Origin of the sequence: Paenibacillus tianjinensis (assembly GCF_017086365.1) — a bacterium.
In the GTDB taxonomy this organism is placed as follows: Bacteria; Bacillota; Bacilli; order Paenibacillales; family Paenibacillaceae; genus Paenibacillus_AQ; species Paenibacillus_AQ tianjinensis.
In genome coordinates this window covers 1,026,024-1,045,318 of the sequence record NZ_CP070969.1, presented here as the reverse complement: position 1 = coordinate 1,045,318, position 19,295 = coordinate 1,026,024, and the positions used below count along the sequence as shown (strand labels likewise).

The 19,295-nt window shown below is 54.8% G+C and carries 15 protein-coding genes; 5 read left to right on the top strand and 10 right to left on the bottom strand.

Features of this window, described 5'->3' with window-relative positions:
- The first annotated feature begins 77 nt into the window (after positions 1–77).
- Positions 78–992: a phosphotransferase gene (locus JRJ22_RS04455; protein WP_206103414.1), complete on the top strand. Its 915-nt coding sequence runs from the start codon at positions 78–80 to the stop codon at positions 990–992.
- Between the two features lie 227 nt (positions 993–1,219).
- Here the strand turns inward: JRJ22_RS04455 and JRJ22_RS04450 are convergent, their stop codons facing one another.
- The 4 genes from JRJ22_RS04450 to hutU are packed head-to-tail and all read right to left on the bottom strand — an operon-like array spanning position 1,220 to position 6,858.
- Entirely contained in the window at positions 1,220–2,611 is a 1,392-nt protein-coding gene (locus JRJ22_RS04450) for an amidohydrolase family protein (RefSeq protein ID WP_206103413.1), read from the bottom strand.
- Positions 2,612–2,629: 18 nt separating this feature from the next.
- The gene (locus tag JRJ22_RS04445) at positions 2,630–3,904 is read right to left on the bottom strand and encodes a Zn-dependent hydrolase (RefSeq protein WP_332461366.1); all 1,275 of its coding nucleotides are present in this window, start codon (positions 3,902–3,904) and stop codon (positions 2,630–2,632) included.
- Positions 3,901–5,178: an imidazolonepropionase gene (gene hutI, locus JRJ22_RS04440; protein WP_206103412.1), complete on the bottom strand. Its 1,278-nt coding sequence runs from the start codon at positions 5,176–5,178 to the stop codon at positions 3,901–3,903. The genes JRJ22_RS04445 and hutI overlap by 4 nt, the downstream gene beginning before the upstream one ends.
- 18 nt (positions 5,179–5,196) lie before the next feature.
- Complete coding sequence (gene hutU / locus JRJ22_RS04435) at positions 5,197–6,858, bottom strand: urocanate hydratase (protein WP_206103411.1); 1,662 nt, start codon at positions 6,856–6,858, stop codon at positions 5,197–5,199.
- 303 nt (positions 6,859–7,161) lie between these two features.
- On the opposite strand from hutU, the gene JRJ22_RS04430 reads away from it, so the two are divergent.
- Positions 7,162–8,352, top strand: a complete 1,191-nt coding sequence (locus tag JRJ22_RS04430; protein WP_206103410.1) for an IS256 family transposase — start codon at positions 7,162–7,164, stop codon at positions 8,350–8,352.
- A gap of 283 nt (positions 8,353–8,635) precedes the next feature.
- Here JRJ22_RS04430 and hutH read toward each other — a convergent pair whose 3' ends face one another.
- The 5 genes from hutH to msrA all read right to left on the bottom strand — a co-directional run bounded on the left by hutH (position 8,636) and on the right by msrA (position 15,011).
- A complete protein-coding gene (hutH, locus tag JRJ22_RS04425; protein ID WP_206103409.1) occupies positions 8,636–10,189 on the bottom strand; it encodes a histidine ammonia-lyase in 1,554 nt (517 codons plus the stop codon).
- Positions 10,190–10,315: 126 nt separating this feature from the next.
- Positions 10,316–10,777: a histidine utilization transcription antiterminator HutP gene (gene hutP / locus JRJ22_RS04420; RefSeq protein ID WP_206103408.1), complete on the bottom strand. Its 462-nt coding sequence runs from the start codon at positions 10,775–10,777 to the stop codon at positions 10,316–10,318.
- Positions 10,778–11,107: 330 nt separating this feature from the next.
- Positions 11,108–12,793 carry an ATP-binding protein gene (locus JRJ22_RS04415; protein WP_206103407.1) on the bottom strand — a complete coding sequence of 562 codons (1,686 nt, stop codon included), beginning with the start codon at positions 12,791–12,793 and terminating at the stop codon, positions 11,108–11,110.
- Entirely contained in the window at positions 12,786–13,877 is a 1,092-nt protein-coding gene (locus JRJ22_RS04410) for a cobalamin B12-binding domain-containing protein (protein ID WP_206103406.1), read from the bottom strand. The genes JRJ22_RS04415 and JRJ22_RS04410 overlap by 8 nt, the downstream gene beginning before the upstream one ends.
- A 144-nt stretch (positions 13,878–14,021) precedes the next feature.
- Positions 14,022–15,011 (bottom strand): peptide-methionine (S)-S-oxide reductase MsrA, encoded by a 990-nt coding sequence (gene msrA, locus JRJ22_RS04405; RefSeq protein ID WP_206103405.1) that lies wholly within the window; start codon positions 15,009–15,011, stop codon positions 14,022–14,024.
- Positions 15,012–15,195: 184 nt separating this feature from the next.
- On the opposite strand from msrA, the gene JRJ22_RS04400 reads away from it, so the two are divergent.
- From JRJ22_RS04400 to JRJ22_RS04390, 3 genes are all read left to right on the top strand, one after another.
- Entirely contained in the window at positions 15,196–16,698 is a 1,503-nt protein-coding gene (locus tag JRJ22_RS04400) for an NAD(P)H-binding protein (RefSeq protein ID WP_206103404.1), read from the top strand.
- Positions 16,699–16,839: 141 nt separating this feature from the next.
- The gene (locus JRJ22_RS04395; RefSeq protein ID WP_206104974.1) at positions 16,840–17,175 is read left to right on the top strand and encodes an ArsR/SmtB family transcription factor; all 336 of its coding nucleotides are present in this window, start codon (positions 16,840–16,842) and stop codon (positions 17,173–17,175) included.
- A gap of 48 nt (positions 17,176–17,223) precedes the next feature.
- Positions 17,224–17,733 carry an SRPBCC domain-containing protein gene (locus JRJ22_RS04390; RefSeq protein WP_206103403.1) on the top strand — a complete coding sequence of 170 codons (510 nt, stop codon included), beginning with the start codon at positions 17,224–17,226 and terminating at the stop codon, positions 17,731–17,733.
- A 123-nt stretch (positions 17,734–17,856) separates the two neighbouring features.
- Here the strand turns inward: JRJ22_RS04390 and JRJ22_RS04385 are convergent, their stop codons facing one another.
- Positions 17,857–19,293: a M20 family metallopeptidase gene (locus JRJ22_RS04385; protein ID WP_206103402.1), complete on the bottom strand. Its 1,437-nt coding sequence runs from the start codon at positions 19,291–19,293 to the stop codon at positions 17,857–17,859.
- Positions 19,294–19,295: the final 2 nt, after the last annotated feature.

The window sequence follows — 19,295 nt, the reverse complement described above, 5'->3', positions numbered from 1 at the left end:
ACGGACAGGCAGTTATGCGTAACTTCCAGGGTATGTAAACATCTAAATAACGTAAGGAACGAGGAGGCTGACAATTCATGGGAGGATCGAATGTATGGGATGCGGAGTGGGAGGTTAACGAAGAGCAGGCGCGGACGCTGATCGGCAGACAATTCCCTCAGCTGTCATCGAAGCAAGTGAAGCGATTGGGCTGGGGCTGGGACAATACGGTTTTTCTCATCGGTGACGAGTACGTGTTCCGGTTTCCAAGAAGAACGATTGCAGTTGGCTCGATTCGTATGGAAGGGAAGCTGCTGCCGAAGCTGGAGACATATATGACCCTCCCCTATCCGAAACCGTTGTTTTATGGCGAAGCAACTGACAAATACCCGGCACCATTTCTTGGCTATGCCTACGTGCCAGGGGATTTCTCAATCGGTTTGACGGAAGAACGCCGGGCTTTATCGGCAGAGACGCTGGCGAAATTTTTGCGGAGATTGCATGAGTTTCCGGTGCAGGCGGCGCTGAAGTGCGGAGTTCAGCAAGATCATCGAAACTTGACGGACATAGCATCGCGCAAAGTGAAATTGGAGGGCTTTCTATCGAAGGTGGTTGAACACTTGTCGCCGGAGGAGTCCAGTGTGATCGAAGCGTATATATGCAGGCTGCAAAAGGACCGTGTCGAGGCGGTGAATGCACTGCTACATGGCGATCTTCATTTCAAAAATATGCTTGTTAATGAGAACGGAATCATTTCCGGCATCATTGACTGGGGTGATCTGAGCGTAGGTCACCCGGCTTGCGATTTGAGCGTTGCTTATAGCTTTTTACCACCTTACGCTCGCGGCGTGTTTTTCGAAACGTACGGAGGAGCGGACGAGGAAACGAAGCTGCTGGCGCGGCTGATCGCGGTATACATCCCCATACTGATCTTAATGCAAGCGGTCGATGACGGGAATGAAGCGATTGCGGCAGAGGCGAAATCCAACATCATGCGGGCACTGTCGGATTAGGCTCATTATTTCGTTGCGGCTATGGGGCTATGGCTATCGGCACCATTTTGTCGTTTAAAGTCCGCGATAAGGTACGATCCGCCTTCTCTGATGCCGCTTTATGTTGAGGAACACGAAATTCAACAGAGTAAGTCGTTGCGCTAACGGGAAACGTTAGTTCAATGAAACAGCGACAGTCAGGACTTTATTTTTTCGTCCTTTGCTGTCGCTGTTTTAAGTTTCCAGGGTCAGACTAGACCTTTATCTTCTGCTGCTGGCAAGCCGCAATCTGTACCATTTGCTTCATGATTCCCCGTTGACGCCAGGCTCTCCCATTTCTCAAATAATTCATCCACCCGTCTGCCTATTGTGGACTCGGACACCGCGATGAGCTTTCCGTCTTCGAAGACGATCCTGCCCCCAACAACGACCGTGGATACGGCTCCGGGCTGCATAGAATAGACCATGTTGGCGAACAGCTCTTTTCTCGGTGCCAGAGACAGATCGTGCATATCAAGCGCCACGAAGTCTGCGTGCTGTCCAATCTCCAGGGACCCGACCGGCAGCCGCAGAATTTCACCAGCTCTGGAGGTTCCCATCCGGTATACCTGATCAGCAGTAATACACGTGCCGTCCAGCCGGCTGACCTTCTGCAAGAGCGCGCACATGCGCATTTCCTCATATACGCTAATCCGGTTATTGCTGCACCCGCCGTCCGTGCCGAGCGTGATTTTGACGCCTGCCTTCAGCAGATCGGGAATCCGCGTAACCCCGTCCGCCAGGAACATATTGCTTGACGGGCAATACGCCAGCGACCCTTTTCTCCGGCCGATCAGTTCAATTTCGGAGTCCTCCAGCCAGACCAGATGAATGGCGATCATCCGCTCGTCCAGCACGCCCAGCGAATCGAGATAATGTACAGGCCGGAGCCCGTAGTTCTGCAGCGTTTCCTCGACCTCGAACATTTCCTCAGCTACATGGATATGAAACGGCGTATCCAGCTCCTGAGCCAGCCGGTGGCCGGCCTGGATCATCTCCGGCGAAGCCGCATGCGGACTGTGCGGGGCCGGATGAACCGTAACCATTGGATTCCCCTGATATTTCTTGGCCAGCTGCCTCGTCCGCTCCACAGCTTCATTCACCGTTTCGCGGTAGGCCAGCGGCGCACCTGCCCAGTCGTACATGGTCCGGGCGAAGACCAGGCGGATACCCAGATCATTCGCCGCCCGGATCATGGCTTCGTCATGCGCCGTGCCGCCGTTATGCACATAGAAGAAGTCGCTGACCGTTGTCACGCCGTAGCGCAGCATCTCTCCGAATGCAAGCAGCGCCCCGGTATAAATGGCTTCTTCGTCCAATAGCGGAGTGTACCGGTACAGCGCCTGATCCCGCCATTCCAGAAATGGCTTATCAATCGCAATCCCGCGCAGCAGGCTCTGGAACGAGTGATTATGTGAGTTGACGGTGCCGGGGACAATGGCCTTTCCCTTCCACTGGATATGTGCTGCGTCCGGATAACGGTTCAGCAGCGAGTCACGGTCCCCCGTATCTGCTATCCTCCCGCCATCCACCAGCAAAGCGCCGTTTGCTCTGAACTGATCCTGCATGTACACTGCATCTGCTGAATATATCTTCCGCAAGGGGTTCATCCTCCTGCCTTATAGGCTTAATTGTCCATCCAGTGCCAAAATAGTCTGCAGCAGCACATTGCCTGCCTGCTCTATATCCTCTATCCGGCTCTCCTCCTCCGGGCAGTGGCTTTTTCCGCCAAGGCTGGGTACGAACAGCATGCCCGCCCGGGTCAGAGCAGCCATATGTGTGGCATCATGACCGGCCATGCTGCCGAGCGTAAGGCTCTGAACCCCCAGACGGCCGGCCTGCTCTGCGAACGACGTGATCAGTAGCGGATCCATCGGCTGGGGTGGCTGATCCAGAATCAGCCGCCGGTTCAGCCGCAGCCCCCTGCGCTCCGCAATAGACGCAGCCTGTCTGCCCCAGGCTTCCATAACCTCCCCGATCTGCGGGTGCTGCTCTCCTCTGGCCTCCAGATGGAAGACAACCCTCTCCGGAATAATGTTGGCCGCATTCGGCTCGTTCCTAATCCGGCCAATCGTGCCGACCACTTCCTCCGCCGGATGCTCCCGGCAGACCGCTTCGAAGGCCAGCATCATTTCGGATGCCCCCATCAGCGCATCCTTACGGTCCGCCATCAGGGTTGTTCCGGCATGATTGGCTTCTCCCATCACGGTGATCTCTTCGCGGTAAATCCCGGTTATCGCGGTTACAATCCCAACTGGGACAGCACGGTCCAGCAGCCTTTTGCCCTGCTCAATATGAACTTCAAGGAAGGCCGCCAGCTCCTCCGGACAACGCCGGGCCCGCTCGAAATGCCCGGGGTCACCACCCGCCAGACGCAGCGCATCTGTCAGCAGCTGTCCCTGCTCATTGCGCACTCCGCTGAGATCCTCCCGGCTGAGCTTCCCCGATACCGCCCGGCTGCCAAACGTGGACAGTCCGAAGGGATTCGGCTCCTCTGCACTGAAAGAGACCAGCTCCAGCGGATGGCGGGTAATGACATGGTTATCCGCCAGTACACTCATGACCTCCAGAGCCAGCAGAACACCAAGCGCACCATCGTACTTCCCGCCGTTAGGCACGGTATCGATATGGGAGCCGAAAGCAATGACAGGCAGCGTATCCGCAGCGCCGTTCCTCCGCGCCCATATATTGGCCGCCTCATCCACCCTGACCTCCAGCTGCAGACGGAACAACTCCTGCTCCAGCCATTCCCGCGCGGCCAGCTCAGCTGCCGTGAACGTGGTCCGGTCAAGCCCTCCGGTGACTTCATTGAAGCCAAAGCGGGCTAAAGCCTCGATATTGTTCTGCAGTCTTGCAGCATTGATCCGCAGCCCATTCATCCGCAAACCGGTCATGTAAACACCCTCTTTCCATCCCGGATCACAATTTCACCCTTTTTGAACACCGTATCCGTCAGATTCACAGCATAGTGGTACTGCAGATAGAGATAATTAGGTGCATCGAACATCACAAGATCAGCCTGTTTCCCGACCTCAATGCTGCCGATGGATGCCGCGCGGCCAATCGCATGAGCAGCATTGATCGTACAGGCGGTCAGCACCTCAGCCGGGGTCATCCGCATCGTTAAGCAGGCCAGATTCATGATAAAAGGCAGCGATTCCGTCGGCGAGGAGCCGGGATTGCGGTCGGTCGACAATGCGACAGGAACACCGGCAGTAATCATCGCCCGCGCATCAGCCGGAGGAGCCATCAGGAAAAAGGCTGTGCCGGGCAGCAGAACGGCGATCACCCCCTGCTCCGCCATTTGCCGGATCCCTTCCTTGGAGGCATGAAGCAGGTGGTCAGCCGAGACGGCGCCAAGCTCGGCGGCCAGCTCTGCCCCGCCGCAGGACACCAGCTCATCGGCGTGGATTTTCGGCTTTAGCCCCCATCTTTTGCCTGCTTCCAGAATGTCCCGGGACTGCTCCACGGTAAAAACCCCTTCCTCACAGAACACGTCGCAGAACTCCGCCAGGCCTTCACGGGCCACCGCCGGGATCATGTCCCGGATCACCAACCGGACAAAAGCATCCGCATCGCCCTTATACTCCGCCGGAACGGCATGTGCACCCATAAACGTCGATACCAGCTCCACCGGATGTGCGGCGTTCAGCCGGTGCGCTACCCGTAATAGCTTCAATTCATCAGAGAGCCGCAGTCCATACCCGCTCTTCGCTTCGACTGTCGTGACCCCATGGGCGAGGAAGCGGTCCAGCCGCCGCACAGTCTCGACCATCAGCTGCTCCTCTGTGGCTTCACGGGTGCGCTCCGTGGTGTAAAGAATCCCCCCGCCTTCCTGCAAAATATCCAAATATTTAGCGCCCTGAAGTCGCAAATTCAGCTCGAATTCCCGTGATCCGGCAAATACGATATGCGTATGCGGGTCAATGAGCCCCGGAGTAACCGTCTTCCCGGCCGCAGACAGCACTGTAACCGGCTTATCCCCGGCGTGCTCCTCAACATAACGGCTGGCCTCCCCGCTGGTGCCCACGAATACAACAATCCCGTCTTCGATCACAATCCCGCCGTCCTCGATCAATCCAATGTCTTCCATTTCTTTGCCCGTCTTCGGCCTGGTGCTGGCTCCAGCCAGCGTAGCAATCTGGGCTGCACCATGAATATGGATCATATGGCTGCTCCTTTCCCTCTAGTCCAGCATGGGCATGCGGATACCCTTTGCCCGGGCTGTCTCCACAGCCAGCGGATATCCCGCATCCGCATGGCGGACAACCCCCATGCCGGGGTCTGTCGTCAGCACCCGTTCAAGCCTTGCTTCCGCTTCCTTCGTGCCATCCGCTACCACAACCATCCCCGCGTGCTGGGAATAACCCATTCCGACTCCGCCGCCGTGGTGAAGGGAGACCCAGCTGGCCCCGGCAGCCGTATTGACCATCGCGTTCAGGAGCGGCCAATCGGAGATGGCGTCACTGCCGTCCAGCATCGCTTCGGTCTCCCGGTTGGGTGATGCCACCGATCCGGCGTCGAGATGATCCCGGCCGATCACTACCGGCGCGGACAGCTCCCCGGAGGCTACCATATCATTAATAATCCGGCCGAACTTGGCCCGTTCGCCATAGCCGAGCCAGCAGATCCGGGCGGGCAGGCCCTGGAAGGCAATTTTCTCCCGGGCCAGAGTGATCCATCTCTGCAGCCCTGCATTTTCCGGGAACGCCTGCATGATCGCGGCATCGGTCTTGTAGATGTCTTCGGGATCTCCTGACAGGGCTACCCAGCGAAACGGCCCTTTTCCCTCGCAGAATTGCGGGCGGATATACGCGGGAACAAAACCGGGGAAATGAAACGCCCGGCTGACGCCCTGATCATAAGCCACCTGGCGGATGTTGTTGCCGTAATCGAAGGTGACGGCTCCCTTGCTCTGCAGTTCAAGCATCGCTTCGACATGCCGGGCAATGCTCTTTTTTGCCAGCACAATGTACTCCTGCGGGTTCTCCAGCCGGAGCTGCCTTCCGGTCTCGAGAGTGAATCCGTCAGGTAGATATCCGTTCAACGGATCATGGGCCGACGTCTGGTCGGTGAGAATATCCGGAACGAACCCGTGGGCGATCATCCGCGGCAGCAGCTCCGCCGCATTGCCCAAGAGGCCGATGGACAGCGGACGCCCCGTACTTCTGGCGGCTTCAGCCATGGATAGCGCTTCTTCCATCGTCTCTATGAGAACATCGCAATACTTGGACTGGATCCGCTTCTCGATCCGGGTCCGGTCCACATCAATCCCAATGAATACTCCGTCATTCATCGTGATGGCCAGCGGCTGGGCGCCCCCCATTCCGCCGAGGCCAGCACTAAGCGTGATCGTCCCTTTCAGCGTGCCGCCGAAATGCTGTCTGGCACACTCCGCGAAGGTCTCATAGGTCCCCTGGACAATTCCCTGTGTGCCGATGTAGATCCAGCTGCCCGCCGTCATCTGCCCGTACATGATCAGCCCTTTTTGGTCCAGCTCATGAAAGATGTCCCAATGGGCCCAGGCCGGAACCAGATTGGAATTCGCCAGCAGAATACGCGGGGCATCCGGATGGGTACGGAACACGGCCACCGGTTTGCCGGATTGAATCAGCAGCGTTTCATCGTTCGTAAGAGTCGTCAGCGACTGGACGATTGCGTCATAGCTGGCCCAGTTGCGGGCTGCTTTACCAATGCCGCCATAGACAACCAGCTGACTGGGATGCTCCGCCACCTCAGGATCCAGATTGTTCATCAGCATGCGCAGCGCGGCTTCCTGCACCCAGCCCTTGGTATTCAGCTTGCTGCCTCTCGGCGCACGGCAGATTCTCTCCTCGTTAAGGCTCATAGGGGCTGATCTCCTTTCAAAATAGGCGGTGATACTGCTAAAACTGTTTAGCTGGAAAAGCTCCCGCTAATTCTTTCATTTTCGGCGGAAATCGGAATTTAGATGGAAAACCTCCCGCTAAATTCCCGAAAACCGCTGAATTTGAGCCATAGGGTAGAAATTAAAGGGACAAATTCCCACTAGGGTCCGTCTCTGCGATGGCGTAAAGTAAGTTGTGTACCAAGATTTGGAGCCTAGTCAGGCAACAAAAAAGTAGGGTATTCTCGGGATTGTCGAAGTCCACCAAGAAAGGAACCCTACTCGATGACTATTCTACCCGAAAACATGTTAAATAATCTATTTGAAAATCTTGTCACCCAATTTGTAAAAGATAATCTAGAGTCCATTATGAAAGCGGAAATCCAGCAATTCATGACCAGTGAAGAAGCCGGGAACCACAACAGCCGCAACGGATACTACACCCGGGATCTACACACGAAATACGGAAATGTAGAGGATCTGGCCGTTCCTAGGGACCGTCAAGGAGCCTTCCAAACGCAGTTGTTCGAGCCCTACCAGCGGCGAGATGGATGGCTAGAGGAGGCTGTCATCCAGATGTACAAAAGTGGTATGGGAACGCGAGATGTGGCCCGGTTCATTGAAAGTATGTTCGGCAGCCACTATTCACCCACGACCGTTAGCAACATTACAGCTACGGTACTTGACGACATTCATCAGTGGCAGAAGCGCCCGTTAAACAAACGCTACTCCGTTATCTACCTGGATGGCCTATATGTGAAACTCAAGCGCAGCACCGTTAGCGGAGAAGTCGTTTATTTCGCCATGGGGATCGACGAAGACGGTCACCGCCAGATCCTTGGCTTTTACGTAGGCGGCCAGGAGAGCGCAAACGGCTGGCGCGAGGTGCTCAAAGACCTCTACGACCGTGGTGTCCAGGAAGTCTTGCTGGGCGTGTTTGATGGGCTTCCGGGACTCGATGCAGCGTTCCGTGAAACTTATCCGAAGGCGGATGTGCAGCATTGTATCGTCCACAAAGTGCGTTCGACCTTTCCGAAAATTCGAGTTCAGCACAAAACGGAAGTCATTGAAGATCTGAAGACCATCTACACGGCTGCAGACCATGATCTGGCCCGGGCTGCGTTTGACACGGTGAAGGCCAAATGGGGCAAGCTCTACCCGAAAGAAATGCGGTCCTGGGAAGAACAGTTACCGACGCTGCTGACCTTTTACAAGTATCCCGTGCTCATAAAAGAAGCCATCTACACATCCAATCCGATTGAACGAATGAACAAGGAAATTCGAAAACGCCTGAAGCCGATGAACAGCCTCACGAATATGGATGCGGCAGAGAAAATTGTCTACCTGGACGTCATCGATTACAACGAACGTTTTAGCGAACGGGTCATTCGCGGCTTCGGCGATCTGGAAGTAAAGAAGAAACTAAATGAGATGTTTGAAGAGCGATATCCAGCGCAGGCAGAGCCAGAGAAGTAACTCGAAATCCCTTGTTCTTTGGGGCGGGGTCTCCCCCGCCCCAAAGAACATCTGCACTTACCAACGAACACCCGAGAAGTTACATTCTGCTCTCTTACACAAACTTCTTGACGCTACCGTCTCTGCTCCGCCCGGAGGAATTTAGATGGAGGAAATCCCGTTACTTCGCCCTCCTGAAGCAAGCTTTCCTTCGGAAAGCTTACAGGCGGACGTTATCTTACCGCTCCTACCACTTCAATTCCCCCTGCGTAACTTAACTTCACCGTTTTTGCACCTGCTCCACTCACTTCACACAGCTGCTAAACGGCACCTGGGCTATTAATCCGTCTAGCACGCCTGGCTCCTTCATCCACTCCCTAATAGCAGCAAAATCGCCGGAGAGCACGCGGTCTTCCTTCACCGCAGCCACCTGCTCTCGGCAGCGGTCATAGATCCATTTGGTGCCTTTGCCGAGCCGCTGCGGCCCTCGGAAATCGATGGCCTGCGCCGCGCAGAGCAGCTCAATGGCCAGTACCGCATAGGCATTGTCAACGATTTGCCTTGCTTTGCGTGCACCGATTGTCCCCATGCTGACATGATCCTCTTGATTGCCCGAGGACGGAATGGAGTCCACGCTGGCCGGATGAGCCAGTGATTTGTTCTCCGAGACGACAGCGGCTGCAGCGTACTGTGCGATCATGAATCCGGATTGCAGCCCGCCGTTCAGCGTCAGAAACGGGGGCAGCCCCTCGTTCAGCTGCGGGTTGACCAGCCGCTCAATCCTCCGCTCACTAATATCAGCCAGCTCTGCCGCGCAGACCGACAGATGGTCCATCGGCAGGGCAACCGGCTGACCGTGGAAGTTCCCGCCGGAGATTACCTGCTCTTCATCAGCAAAAATCAGCGGATTGTCCGTAGCTGAATTCATCTCGATACTCAGCTTCTCCGCGATATAAGTCAGCGCGTCCCTGCTAGCCCCGTGAACCTGGGGTGCGCAGCGCAGCGAATAGGCATCCTGTACCCGCTTCTCCCCCTGATTCGTCATCAGGGTGCTGCCGGCTGTCAGATTCCGGATGTTGGCGGCCGCCTGCTGCTGGCCCTTATGCGGCCGGACGGCATGCGTCGCCGGATCAAAAGCATCCCGTACCGCCAGCAGCGCCTCGCAGGTCAGTGCCGCCGTACAGTCCGCCCAGTCCGCCAGCTTCAGCGCATCCCAGCAGGCCAGCGTGCCGACTGCCGTCATGACCTGCGTTCCGTTAATCAGCGCCAGCCCTTCTTTGGCCTCCAGTACAATCGGTGTGAGTCCTGCCTTAGCCAGCGCCTCAACCCCCGGCAGCCGCACTCCCCGGTAATAGGCCTCGCCTTCACCGATCAGGACGAGCACCATATGCGATAACGGAGCCAGGTCCCCGCTTGCGCCCAGGGAACCTTTTTCCGGGATCACCGGCACAACACCTCTGTTAAGCAGTTCTATCATCAGCCTTAGGACTTCCAGGCGGATGCCGGAGTAGCCAAGGGCCAGCGCATTAACCCGCAGCAGCAGGATGGCCCGGACGACCTCCTCCGCAAACGGCGCCCCGATCCCGCAGCTGTGGCTGCGGATCAGGTTAAGCTGCAGCGCCTTCGTATCCTCCGGGGAGATATACGTATCGCTGAATTTGCCGAAGCCTGTGGTCAGGCCATACACCACTTTTTTCTCCTGCAGCAGCTTCTCCACATAGTTACGGGTATGCTCCACTTTCCGGCAGCTCTCTTCACTAAGCTCCACATGGTGGTGGTACCGGGCTACATGGACGACCTCCTCCATGGTCAAAGAATTACCGTATATAACCACTGTAGATTTAGCTGTTTCCAACATAAGCCTCACCTGCTTTTTGAGTAATAGAAAAAGCCCATACCCTAATAAGAGGTACCGGCTTCTATATTACTAATCACTAAATTACGGCTTGATCACGTTAAGGTGACTTCTTCAGCAATCCAACTGCTAAATATGATTGAACCCGAACCCGATGGCCTCATGCTCAAATCCCTTTTTCGGAGCACCAATCGTCCCGTAGGCACATACCACGATCCATTCCCCTTCATGCTCCACAGCCCCCGACATCTTCCCTCTTACAATGGCAAAAGTCAGCCCTACCGTGCGCAGAATATCGCCGAACTGAACGATGCCGCGGCCAATGCTCTGAATCGCCTCAATGATGGCATGATACAGCGAATGCACCTCCCGGTAGGAACCCGGATCGATAATGTGATTGCTTTTTGCTGCTGTTTCGATGGCTGCGATCACTTTAATCATATCCATAGCCCCGACCCGCCCGATCGTATAGCGGAAGTCCTGCGAAGCCAGCTCCTGCTCAATAACCTTTTTCCATTCATGCTCCTGAAGAACCGCAAGCAGTATAGCTAACTTCCCGATCGGAAAAGATGAAACGGATGTTTCCCCCATGCAGAAATTCTCCTCGATTCTTTGGCATTGATTGGTATGTCCGGGATCTTAGTTCATAAAAAAAATGCACCCGAAACTAGGAAACGTCCGTCTCCTGATTCTCAGCTACATTCTGTTGACTAATCACTATAATTCGCTGAGAAGAATATATACCTGGCTCCAGCATTTGTCAATCGTAAATGTGACCTTATATGACATTGTCAGAGAAAAGCAGCAATACCGTCTGCGACCACGCTATATAATATGTCTCTACTGCCTTGATATGATCATGCGTCTAAAAAAAGACCGGCAGCCCCGAAAAATGGGCATACCGGTCTAACATTCCTGTATCTACAGCAGGTTTTCGAGCTCCCGGCAGGCTTCCTCGTAGGCAGGCCCAAGTTTAGTCAGCTGCTGTACGGCCAGGTCATATTCATCTGCTCTGGCATGAAGCTCAACCAACGCGCACAAATGGGAAAAATACTGTGCACCGATGCTCAGACTGCCCGATTTAAGGCCGTGGGCCACCGCCGCCATCTCCGGAAGATCCCTCATCGACGCCGCTGCATCCAGCGCCGCCAGCCGAAGAGGAGTATCACTCTTGAAAATCTCTACCAGCATGCGGAGAAATTGCGGCTCATCTTCACCGTCCATCTCCCGGATGCCGGTCAGCGTGTCTTGTTGAAGTACGGGAATATACGGCTCCCTGCCAAACCATTTGTCCAGAAGCTGCTGCAGCTTCTGCAGACTCAGCGGCTTCGCCGCCCAGTCATCCAAGCCAGCACGGACGAACTGCAACCGGCTCTCCTCCGCCCCGTCTCCGGTCACACCAATGATGGGAATCCTCGGCCTTCCCCCGGATAATTCCAGCTGGCGGATGAGACGGACCGCCTCGTCGCCATTCATGCCCGGAAGCCTGCTGTCCATCAGAATCAGCCCGTACTTCTGCTGCTGCCAGGCTTCTACAGCCTCACTGCCGCTGCCCACCAGATGCACCTCTGTAATCCCCAGCCTCTTGAGCTGCTGCTGCAGCAGTGTACGGTTCAGCCCATTATCTTCCGCAACCAGTACTGGCAGCGTACTGAATCGGGCTACCGGCAATGCAGCTTCAGCAGTAGGCTGCGGCTCCGGCAGGCTTGCCGGTTTGTCCAGCATAAGCTCGAAGCGGAAAGTGGAACCCTCTCCAGGTGAACTGTCCACCCTAATCGTTCCGCCCATCAGCTCAACCATAGATTTGCAAATCGACAGGCCAAGTCCGGTACCTTCAACGGCCTTCTCTGCATCCCGGATTATTTGGGAATACGGTCGGAATAGAGCCGCCTGATCCTCCAGCGGGATGCCGATCCCCTCATCCCGGACTGCGAAGCAAAGCCTCTGACAGAATTCATCCTCACCTTCCAGACTTACTGACAGCTCTACTTCCCCGTTCTGCGTGAACTTCACCGCATTGCCGAGCAGATTGATGAGCACTTGAAGGATTTTTGGGGAATCTCCTTCAAGCGTACCCGCGACACCGCTTCCGGCGTGGCATTTCAGCGTATTTCCGCGCTTTACGGCAGCGGGAGAGAGCAGCTTGAAGGCATGCTCCAGCAGATCATCAACGCTAAAAGATATCTTGTTCAGTTCCATTTTTCTGGCTTCAATTTTGGAGATATCGAGCAGATTGTTGATCATCTGCAGCAGGTACTGAGCGGATTCACGGATCACCTGCAGATAACTCTGCTGTTCTTCCGCCATCCCCTCTGCCCCGAGCAGCTCGGTCATCCCCAGAATACCGTTCATCGGTGTGCGGATTTCGTGGCTGACTGTAGCCAGAAAGAGGCTTTTCGCCCGGTTGGACGCTTCTGCCTCTTCTTTCAGCTCCTTAAGCTCGGCATTATTCTTGGCAAGGAGCCGGTGCATCGTAATCAATTCATTATTCATCGCCGAAAATTCAGCTAAGATTTGTTCTTCCCGGTGCTGGCCGTCAATCACCTGATGCGAGAGCTTCTCGATGGTCCCCCTCAGTTTGCGGATTTCCTGCTCATGGTCAATCATTTGGAAATCCCGCCTTCAGTATGCCCTCTTCCGAAACAAGCCGTTCCGCCACCTCCAGTGCAAGCTTCGCATCCGGGGCATAGCCGTCGGCGCCGACCTTCTTCCATAATTCCGTGTCTATATTAAACGGCATTCCGCCGACCATAATGCGGAGGCTGTCCAGCTCACGGTGGCTCCGGATGGACGATATCACGCGAATGACCTCGGATACATGAAAAGTCATAGTAATCGAAATAGCCAGCAGCTCGGCTGGCTGCTCCTTCAAATGACGGACCAGGCCCTCAACGGGCATATTTGAGCCCAGGTAGAACGTATTCCAGCCCTCCATTTCGAAGAAATCAGCCAGCATCCGCAGTCCAATTTCATGAAGCTCTTCACCCACACCAACCGCAACCAGTCTTTTCTTGCCATTCTGTGCCCGGATCCATTGCGGATAGAGCTGCGAGATGATGCTCTGGGTGCAGGCTGTGCAGTAATGCTCCTGGGCTACCGTAATGCGCCCCATCTGCCACAGCCGTCCAATCTCATATTGGGTTTCCTGAAAGATATGCAGATAAATATCGTGGACCGTTATGCCGTCCTTATACAATCCCAGCACAAACTCCGAAGCCTTGCGCCGTTCTCCGTCCAGAAGCAGTTTTAGATATTCGTCCGCCTCCCGGAAATAGGGCTTCTGCGGCTGAAGAAAAGAAGGCAGGCTCTCCTCCCCGCTTGTATGGTAAAGACCCATGTCCAGATAACTCAGAATCAGCTCTCTTTCCGGCTGTTCTACCCGGACACTTATTGCTTCTTTCAACAGATTAAGGTTAATCCGCAGATCCTCAGCCGTAATCTTGTACTGCACAAGCAGCACTTTCAGCCAGATAACATAGTTAATAAAGAGAAGCGGACTCTCCAGCGTCACACTCTGCGCCAGATACCGCAAATGATATAAGGAATCCTGCTTTGTTCTTACTCTACCGGAAGGACCGAATCTTTGCTCTAGGTCAGGCTGTCGTTCATACTGCCATGTAGTGATTTCCTCCGCCAGCTGCTCGGCTATCACTTTCAGCCGTTCTCCTGCATTCTGTTGATCAAGATGCATGCGGTCACTCCTTTAGTGTTCAAACGCAAAAAATAACGCTTTTATATTAGTATACCTTATTTCCCACACCTACCGGGGAGGATTACTGAATCCTCTTCAGTACTTATTCCCATTTCTAGTGAAGCCGGACAGTCGCTAATGATGCTATTCCTCCACCGGCTCATCATTCGCAAACAATGCCTGGTAACGCTCCAGCCCGTTTACAGCAAGCTCCCCCTTCGGAACAAACCGCATTGCGGCTGAATAAATCCGGTAATGCAGCTTCGAAGGCTCCGGACCATCGTAGGACAACTGCCCGAGGTAAGCACCGCTCAGCCTGCTCCGCAGTAATGTCCGCACCCCGCCGCCGCTATAGTCCGCTTCCCTGCGGACCAGTCCCGGTTCGAGCGGTACGGTGAATGCGGGCCAGCCGGTGCCTGAATCGAACTTGTCCCGGGAGCTGAACAGCGGATCGCCATTCAGCACATCGGTATAAATACCGTCTTGAAAATGGTTCCAGTACGCATTGTCGTAAGCAGGCTCCGTCCCTTTATGCTGGGTCACTTCGTATTGCAGAGCGGTCAGCCGGGAACGCAGCCGTTCCTTGTCTTCACGCCCGTTCCAATGGAGTTCGGTAAAATCCCCCCGGCCGGAACCCTTCAGATACAGCTTATAATCCAGCGGATGGGTCTTATAGTAGTCCTGATGCTCCGCTTCAGCCGGATAAAACGGCGTTGCGGGCAGGATTTCGGTCACAATTGGAGACTTGAACCGCTTCTCTGCCTGAAGCGCGGCTTTTGATGCTTCCGCCTGGGCCCGCTGCTCTTCACTGTGCACGAAGATAGCCGTCCGGTAGGAACTCCCGCGGTCCATAAACTGGCCGCCCCGGTCTGTCGGATCAATCAGCTGCCAATAGATGTCCAGCAGACGCGTGTACGGAAACAGCTCCGGCTCAAAAGTTATCTGTACCGCCTCAAAATGTCCGGTTGTCTCGGTTCCGACCTCAGCATATGTCGGGTTCCCGGTATGCCCGCCCGTATAGCCGGACACCACGGAGACAATACCCGGCAGCTCGTCAAACGGCTTGACCATACACCAGAAGCAGCCCCCGGCAAAGGTGGCGAGCTGCTGCCCGGTATTCTGCTGATCATTCATCCGGCCTGCCTCCTCGATTGTTTCAAATTTTATGCTTGTGAACTTCATTATAACTGAATATCCTTTTTCTTCACAAAAATAAGGGTTATAGCAAGACAGAGGTTGAAACAGCGCGGAAAAGGGTACTGAACAGCACGATACTTCGTTCGGTCATATCTATCATTAATGGGAGCAGGGATAATCTATGAATACACCCGGAACTGCAATAGAAGTAACAAAAGAGAACAGGCCTGAACCAGTCACAGGGAGTGAAGACACCGGCCGGAGAGCGGCCATCGCCTTAACCGGAGCGAGCGGATATATCGGCCATAATCTGCTGAAGCTGTTAACCGGGGATTACGACGTGATCGCCCTGTCAAGGCACGGGAACCAGAAGGAGTACAGTCCGAATGTGGAGTGGCGCTCCTGTGAGCTGTTCTCGATGTCATCGGCAGAGCAGGCATTGCAGGGCGCAGACTATGCCGTCTACCTCGTTCATTCAATGCTGCCGTCGGCTAAGCTGACCCAAGCGGCCTTTGAGGACATGGATGCCATACTGGCAGACAATTTTGCCCGGGCAGCCCGCAAGAACGGCATTAAGCAGATCGTCTACTTAAGCGGCATTATTCCCGGGAATATCCCGCAGGAGCAGCTCTCCCGCCATTTACGCAGCCGGCTTGAGGTGGAGCGAATCCTTGGCTCTTACGGGGTACCCGTTACAACCATACGTGCCGGTTTAATTGTAGGTCCGCAGGGCTCTTCCTTCCCGATCTTGGTCAAGCTGGTCCGGCGTCTGCCGGTCATGCTGCTCCCGAAATGGACGCGGACAACCACCCAGCCAATCGCTTTATCAGAGGTACTCCTTGCACTCCGCAAATGTATCGGCAGCGCTGAGTTATACGGCCGTGCGATCGACGTCGGCGGTCCCGGTAGCATGACTTATAAAGAAATGATGCTGAAGACCGCGGAGGTCCTGCACAAAAAACGAAGATTATTCGATATTCCGCTGCTGACCATCCATCTGTCGCGCCTTTGGGTGACGCTGATCACCGGAGCGCCGAAGGAGATGGCCTACCCGCTGATTGAAAGCCTAGCCCACCCGATGGTTGTTGATCCCGCGCGGACGGTTCCCGGCATCAGCGATGGCCGGATTCCTTTTGTTGAAGCTGCGCGGGAGGCACTGAAGGCGGAGGACGAAGCCGCAAGGAGGCCCAAAGGCAAATCCAACGCCCCTGCCAAATCAAATCCCGGAAGCAAATCAAAAAAGGCCGCCGATGTCCGCTCCATTCAGCGCGTAGTCCTGCCGGGCAATACCAATACCGATTGGGCTGCCCGTTATTATCTGGAGTGGCTGGGCAGAACATTGAAGCCGCTGATCCGTATTGATTATGACGGGAGGAATATCTACCGGGTGCATCTATGGGCCAGCCGCACACCTATTCTGGAGTTGACCTATCTCCCGGAAAGGAGCAGTGCAGAGAGCACAGTGTATCAAATTTCCGGCGGAGCCTTCACCAAAAAAGGCGATACCCATGAAGGCAGGCTTGAATTCCTGCAGATTCCCGGCACCCGTGAATGCGTAATTGCCATCCATGACTATCTGCCCTCCCTGCCGTGGTTTCTCTATAAATACACGCAAGCCAAAGCCCATCTGTGGGTAATGGCCGCTTTCCGCAGACATTTGCAGCGTTTAGGCAGCAGGTCTTAATCTTCGCTCTTCCTCCGCTCCCCTGCCGGTTCATTAATAGGAGGGCGGGAATCCGTTTTAAATATTCCTTTACAGGAATATTCCTATTATAGTATATTGAACTCAGCAAAATAAAGCACCGCAAGCGAATGGATGATGAATATGAATGCAACGGTTATGAGTGCCTTGGCCGAACCTAACCGCCTGCAGATGGTTGAACTGCTGCGCGGGCATCCGCTCACTGTAGGAGAAATCGCCCGGCAGCTGCAGATTCGGCAGCCCCAAGCCTCTAAGCATTTGCGGGTTCTAAGCGAGGCCGGAATCGTGGAGTCCAAGGTCGATGCTAACCGCAGAATCTACAGTCTGTGCCCGGCTCCTTTCCGGGAACTGGACGATTGGCTGCAGAACTACCGTGTACTATGGGAGGACAGATTGGACCGCCTGGATGATTACTTAGAGACGCTGGGAAAGAGATTGCCGACTGAGCAGCAAGACTAGGCTGGACATGATAAGCACATTTCAAGCAATCAGAGAGGATGAGGGCAAATGACTAATCAAATGGTATCCAGAGTAGAGGACAAATCGCTTATTCTTGAACGTGAATTCAATGCTCCGCGTGAGCTGGTCTTTCAGGCCTTCTCACAGGCGGAGCACCTGAAGCACTGGTGGGGGCCGCGCGGCTGGAGTCTTCCGGTATGCCATATCGATTTCCGCGAAGGCGGAGTCTGGCATTACTGTATGAAATGCGAGGACAAGAATCAGGGCGATTTCTATGGAATGGAATCCTGGGGCAAGGCCGTGTACCGCGAGATCACCGAGCCTGAGAAGATTGTCTATGTGGATTATTTCTCTGATGCCGAGGGCAATGTAAACGAAGATTTGGCAGAGACGCTGGTAACACTGACCTTCACCCAAACGGACAGCGGGACACTAGTCATTTGCCGCTCGGATTATGCAACCCCCGAAGACCTGAAGCAGGTCATGGATATGGGCATGCTCCAAGGCATCACGGAAACCTGGAACAGACTGGTTGAGCATTTGGCAAACATACGTTAGAAACAGTTAAACGAAACCAGTGCTTCAACCAGAGGCCCAATAGCAGAGCCCTCTTAAGCATGAAACAGAGCAGCGATCCCCGTCATTGGAGGGCCGCTGCTCTATTTTTTGACTCATAATATTTCACTGCGGACAGAGCCATGATAGGCACGGCGGCAGCTGTAAGGCCGGAATCATTGAGATATAAGATTGGCCCTGCAGCCTTTCCGTTTGTTCGGCTTTTGCTGCGGTAATGATCTGCGGATTCTCCATCGCTTCAATTGCTGTACCGGCAATAACTTTAGCCGCCTGAAGCATTCCCTTGTGGGCAATCGGCATCGTTCCCTGCGCCACAACCTGCCACGTATGCAAGGCCGTACCCATCGCCCAGCAAGCAGTCATGCACTGGACTGTCGGAACGACCCAGCTGACATCCGCCACATCTGTCGACCCCGGCATGGTTGGTTCAACCGGATATAGAGGAATGATAACATCGGCGATCGCCTTGTCTTTCAGTTTCATCACCGTCAGCGGGTCCATCCCATATAGAGCAGCATCCCTTTCCTCAGGCGACAAGGTCGCGCGGATGTCAGCAGCATACTGCCACTCGGCTGCATCATAAGCGGGAATGCCGATTGCGGTCAGGTTGGCATGCATCACCTCAGCCAGTGTTCTGTTAGGAATCAGATTCGCTGCCGCCCCCTCGAATTGGGTCTCCATCACCGTTCCCGTCATCAGCGCTGCACCTTTGGCAACATCATGGATACGGTTGTACAGCTCGACGACCTGCTGCTGCTTGGGTGAGCGGATCAAATAGGATACTTCCGCGTAGGCCTGGACTACATTGGCCGAAGAGCCGCCCGCATTCGTAACCGCATAATGCACCCGGGCCTCTGGAATCATATGTTCTCTTAAATAGTTGACGCCTACATTCATCAGCTCAACGGCATCGAGTGCACTGCGTCCGAGATGCGGGGCTGCTGCAGCATGTGCACTTTTACCGTAAAACTTGAACTTCACCGCATAGTTCGCCAGCGAACTTAAATGCTGTACAAGTGTCGCTGTATATGGATGCCAGCTTAACGCCAGATCAACATCGCTGAACAGCCCTTCACGTACCATATAGGCTTTGCCGGAGCCGCTCTCCTCTGCCGGGCAGCCGTAATACCGTACCGTGCCTTGAAGTCCCGTGCTTTCCATGTAATCTTTAACTGCTACTGCCGCTGCTAAGGATCCAGTTCCCAGCAGATTATGTCCACAGCCATGCCCGTTCCCGCCGGGCTCGGCCGCCTCCGGGCGGGCAAGTCCCTGCAACTGGCTGAGCCCTGGCAAAGCATCAAATTCGCCCAGAATCGCCACCACCGGCTGGCCGCTTCCGTAACTGCCGACAAATCCCGTCTGCAGCCCTGCAACCTGCCGTTCCACGGTAAAGCCTTCTTGTTCAAGCGCCTGGCAGATCGCTTCGGCCGACTGATGTTCTTCGAATGCAGTCTCCGCCATCTCCCAAAGTGTATTGCTTAGCGTAATGAAAGAATCCCGTCTATGTTCAATCGCCGCAGAGATTTTAGCTGTTTTATCCATTA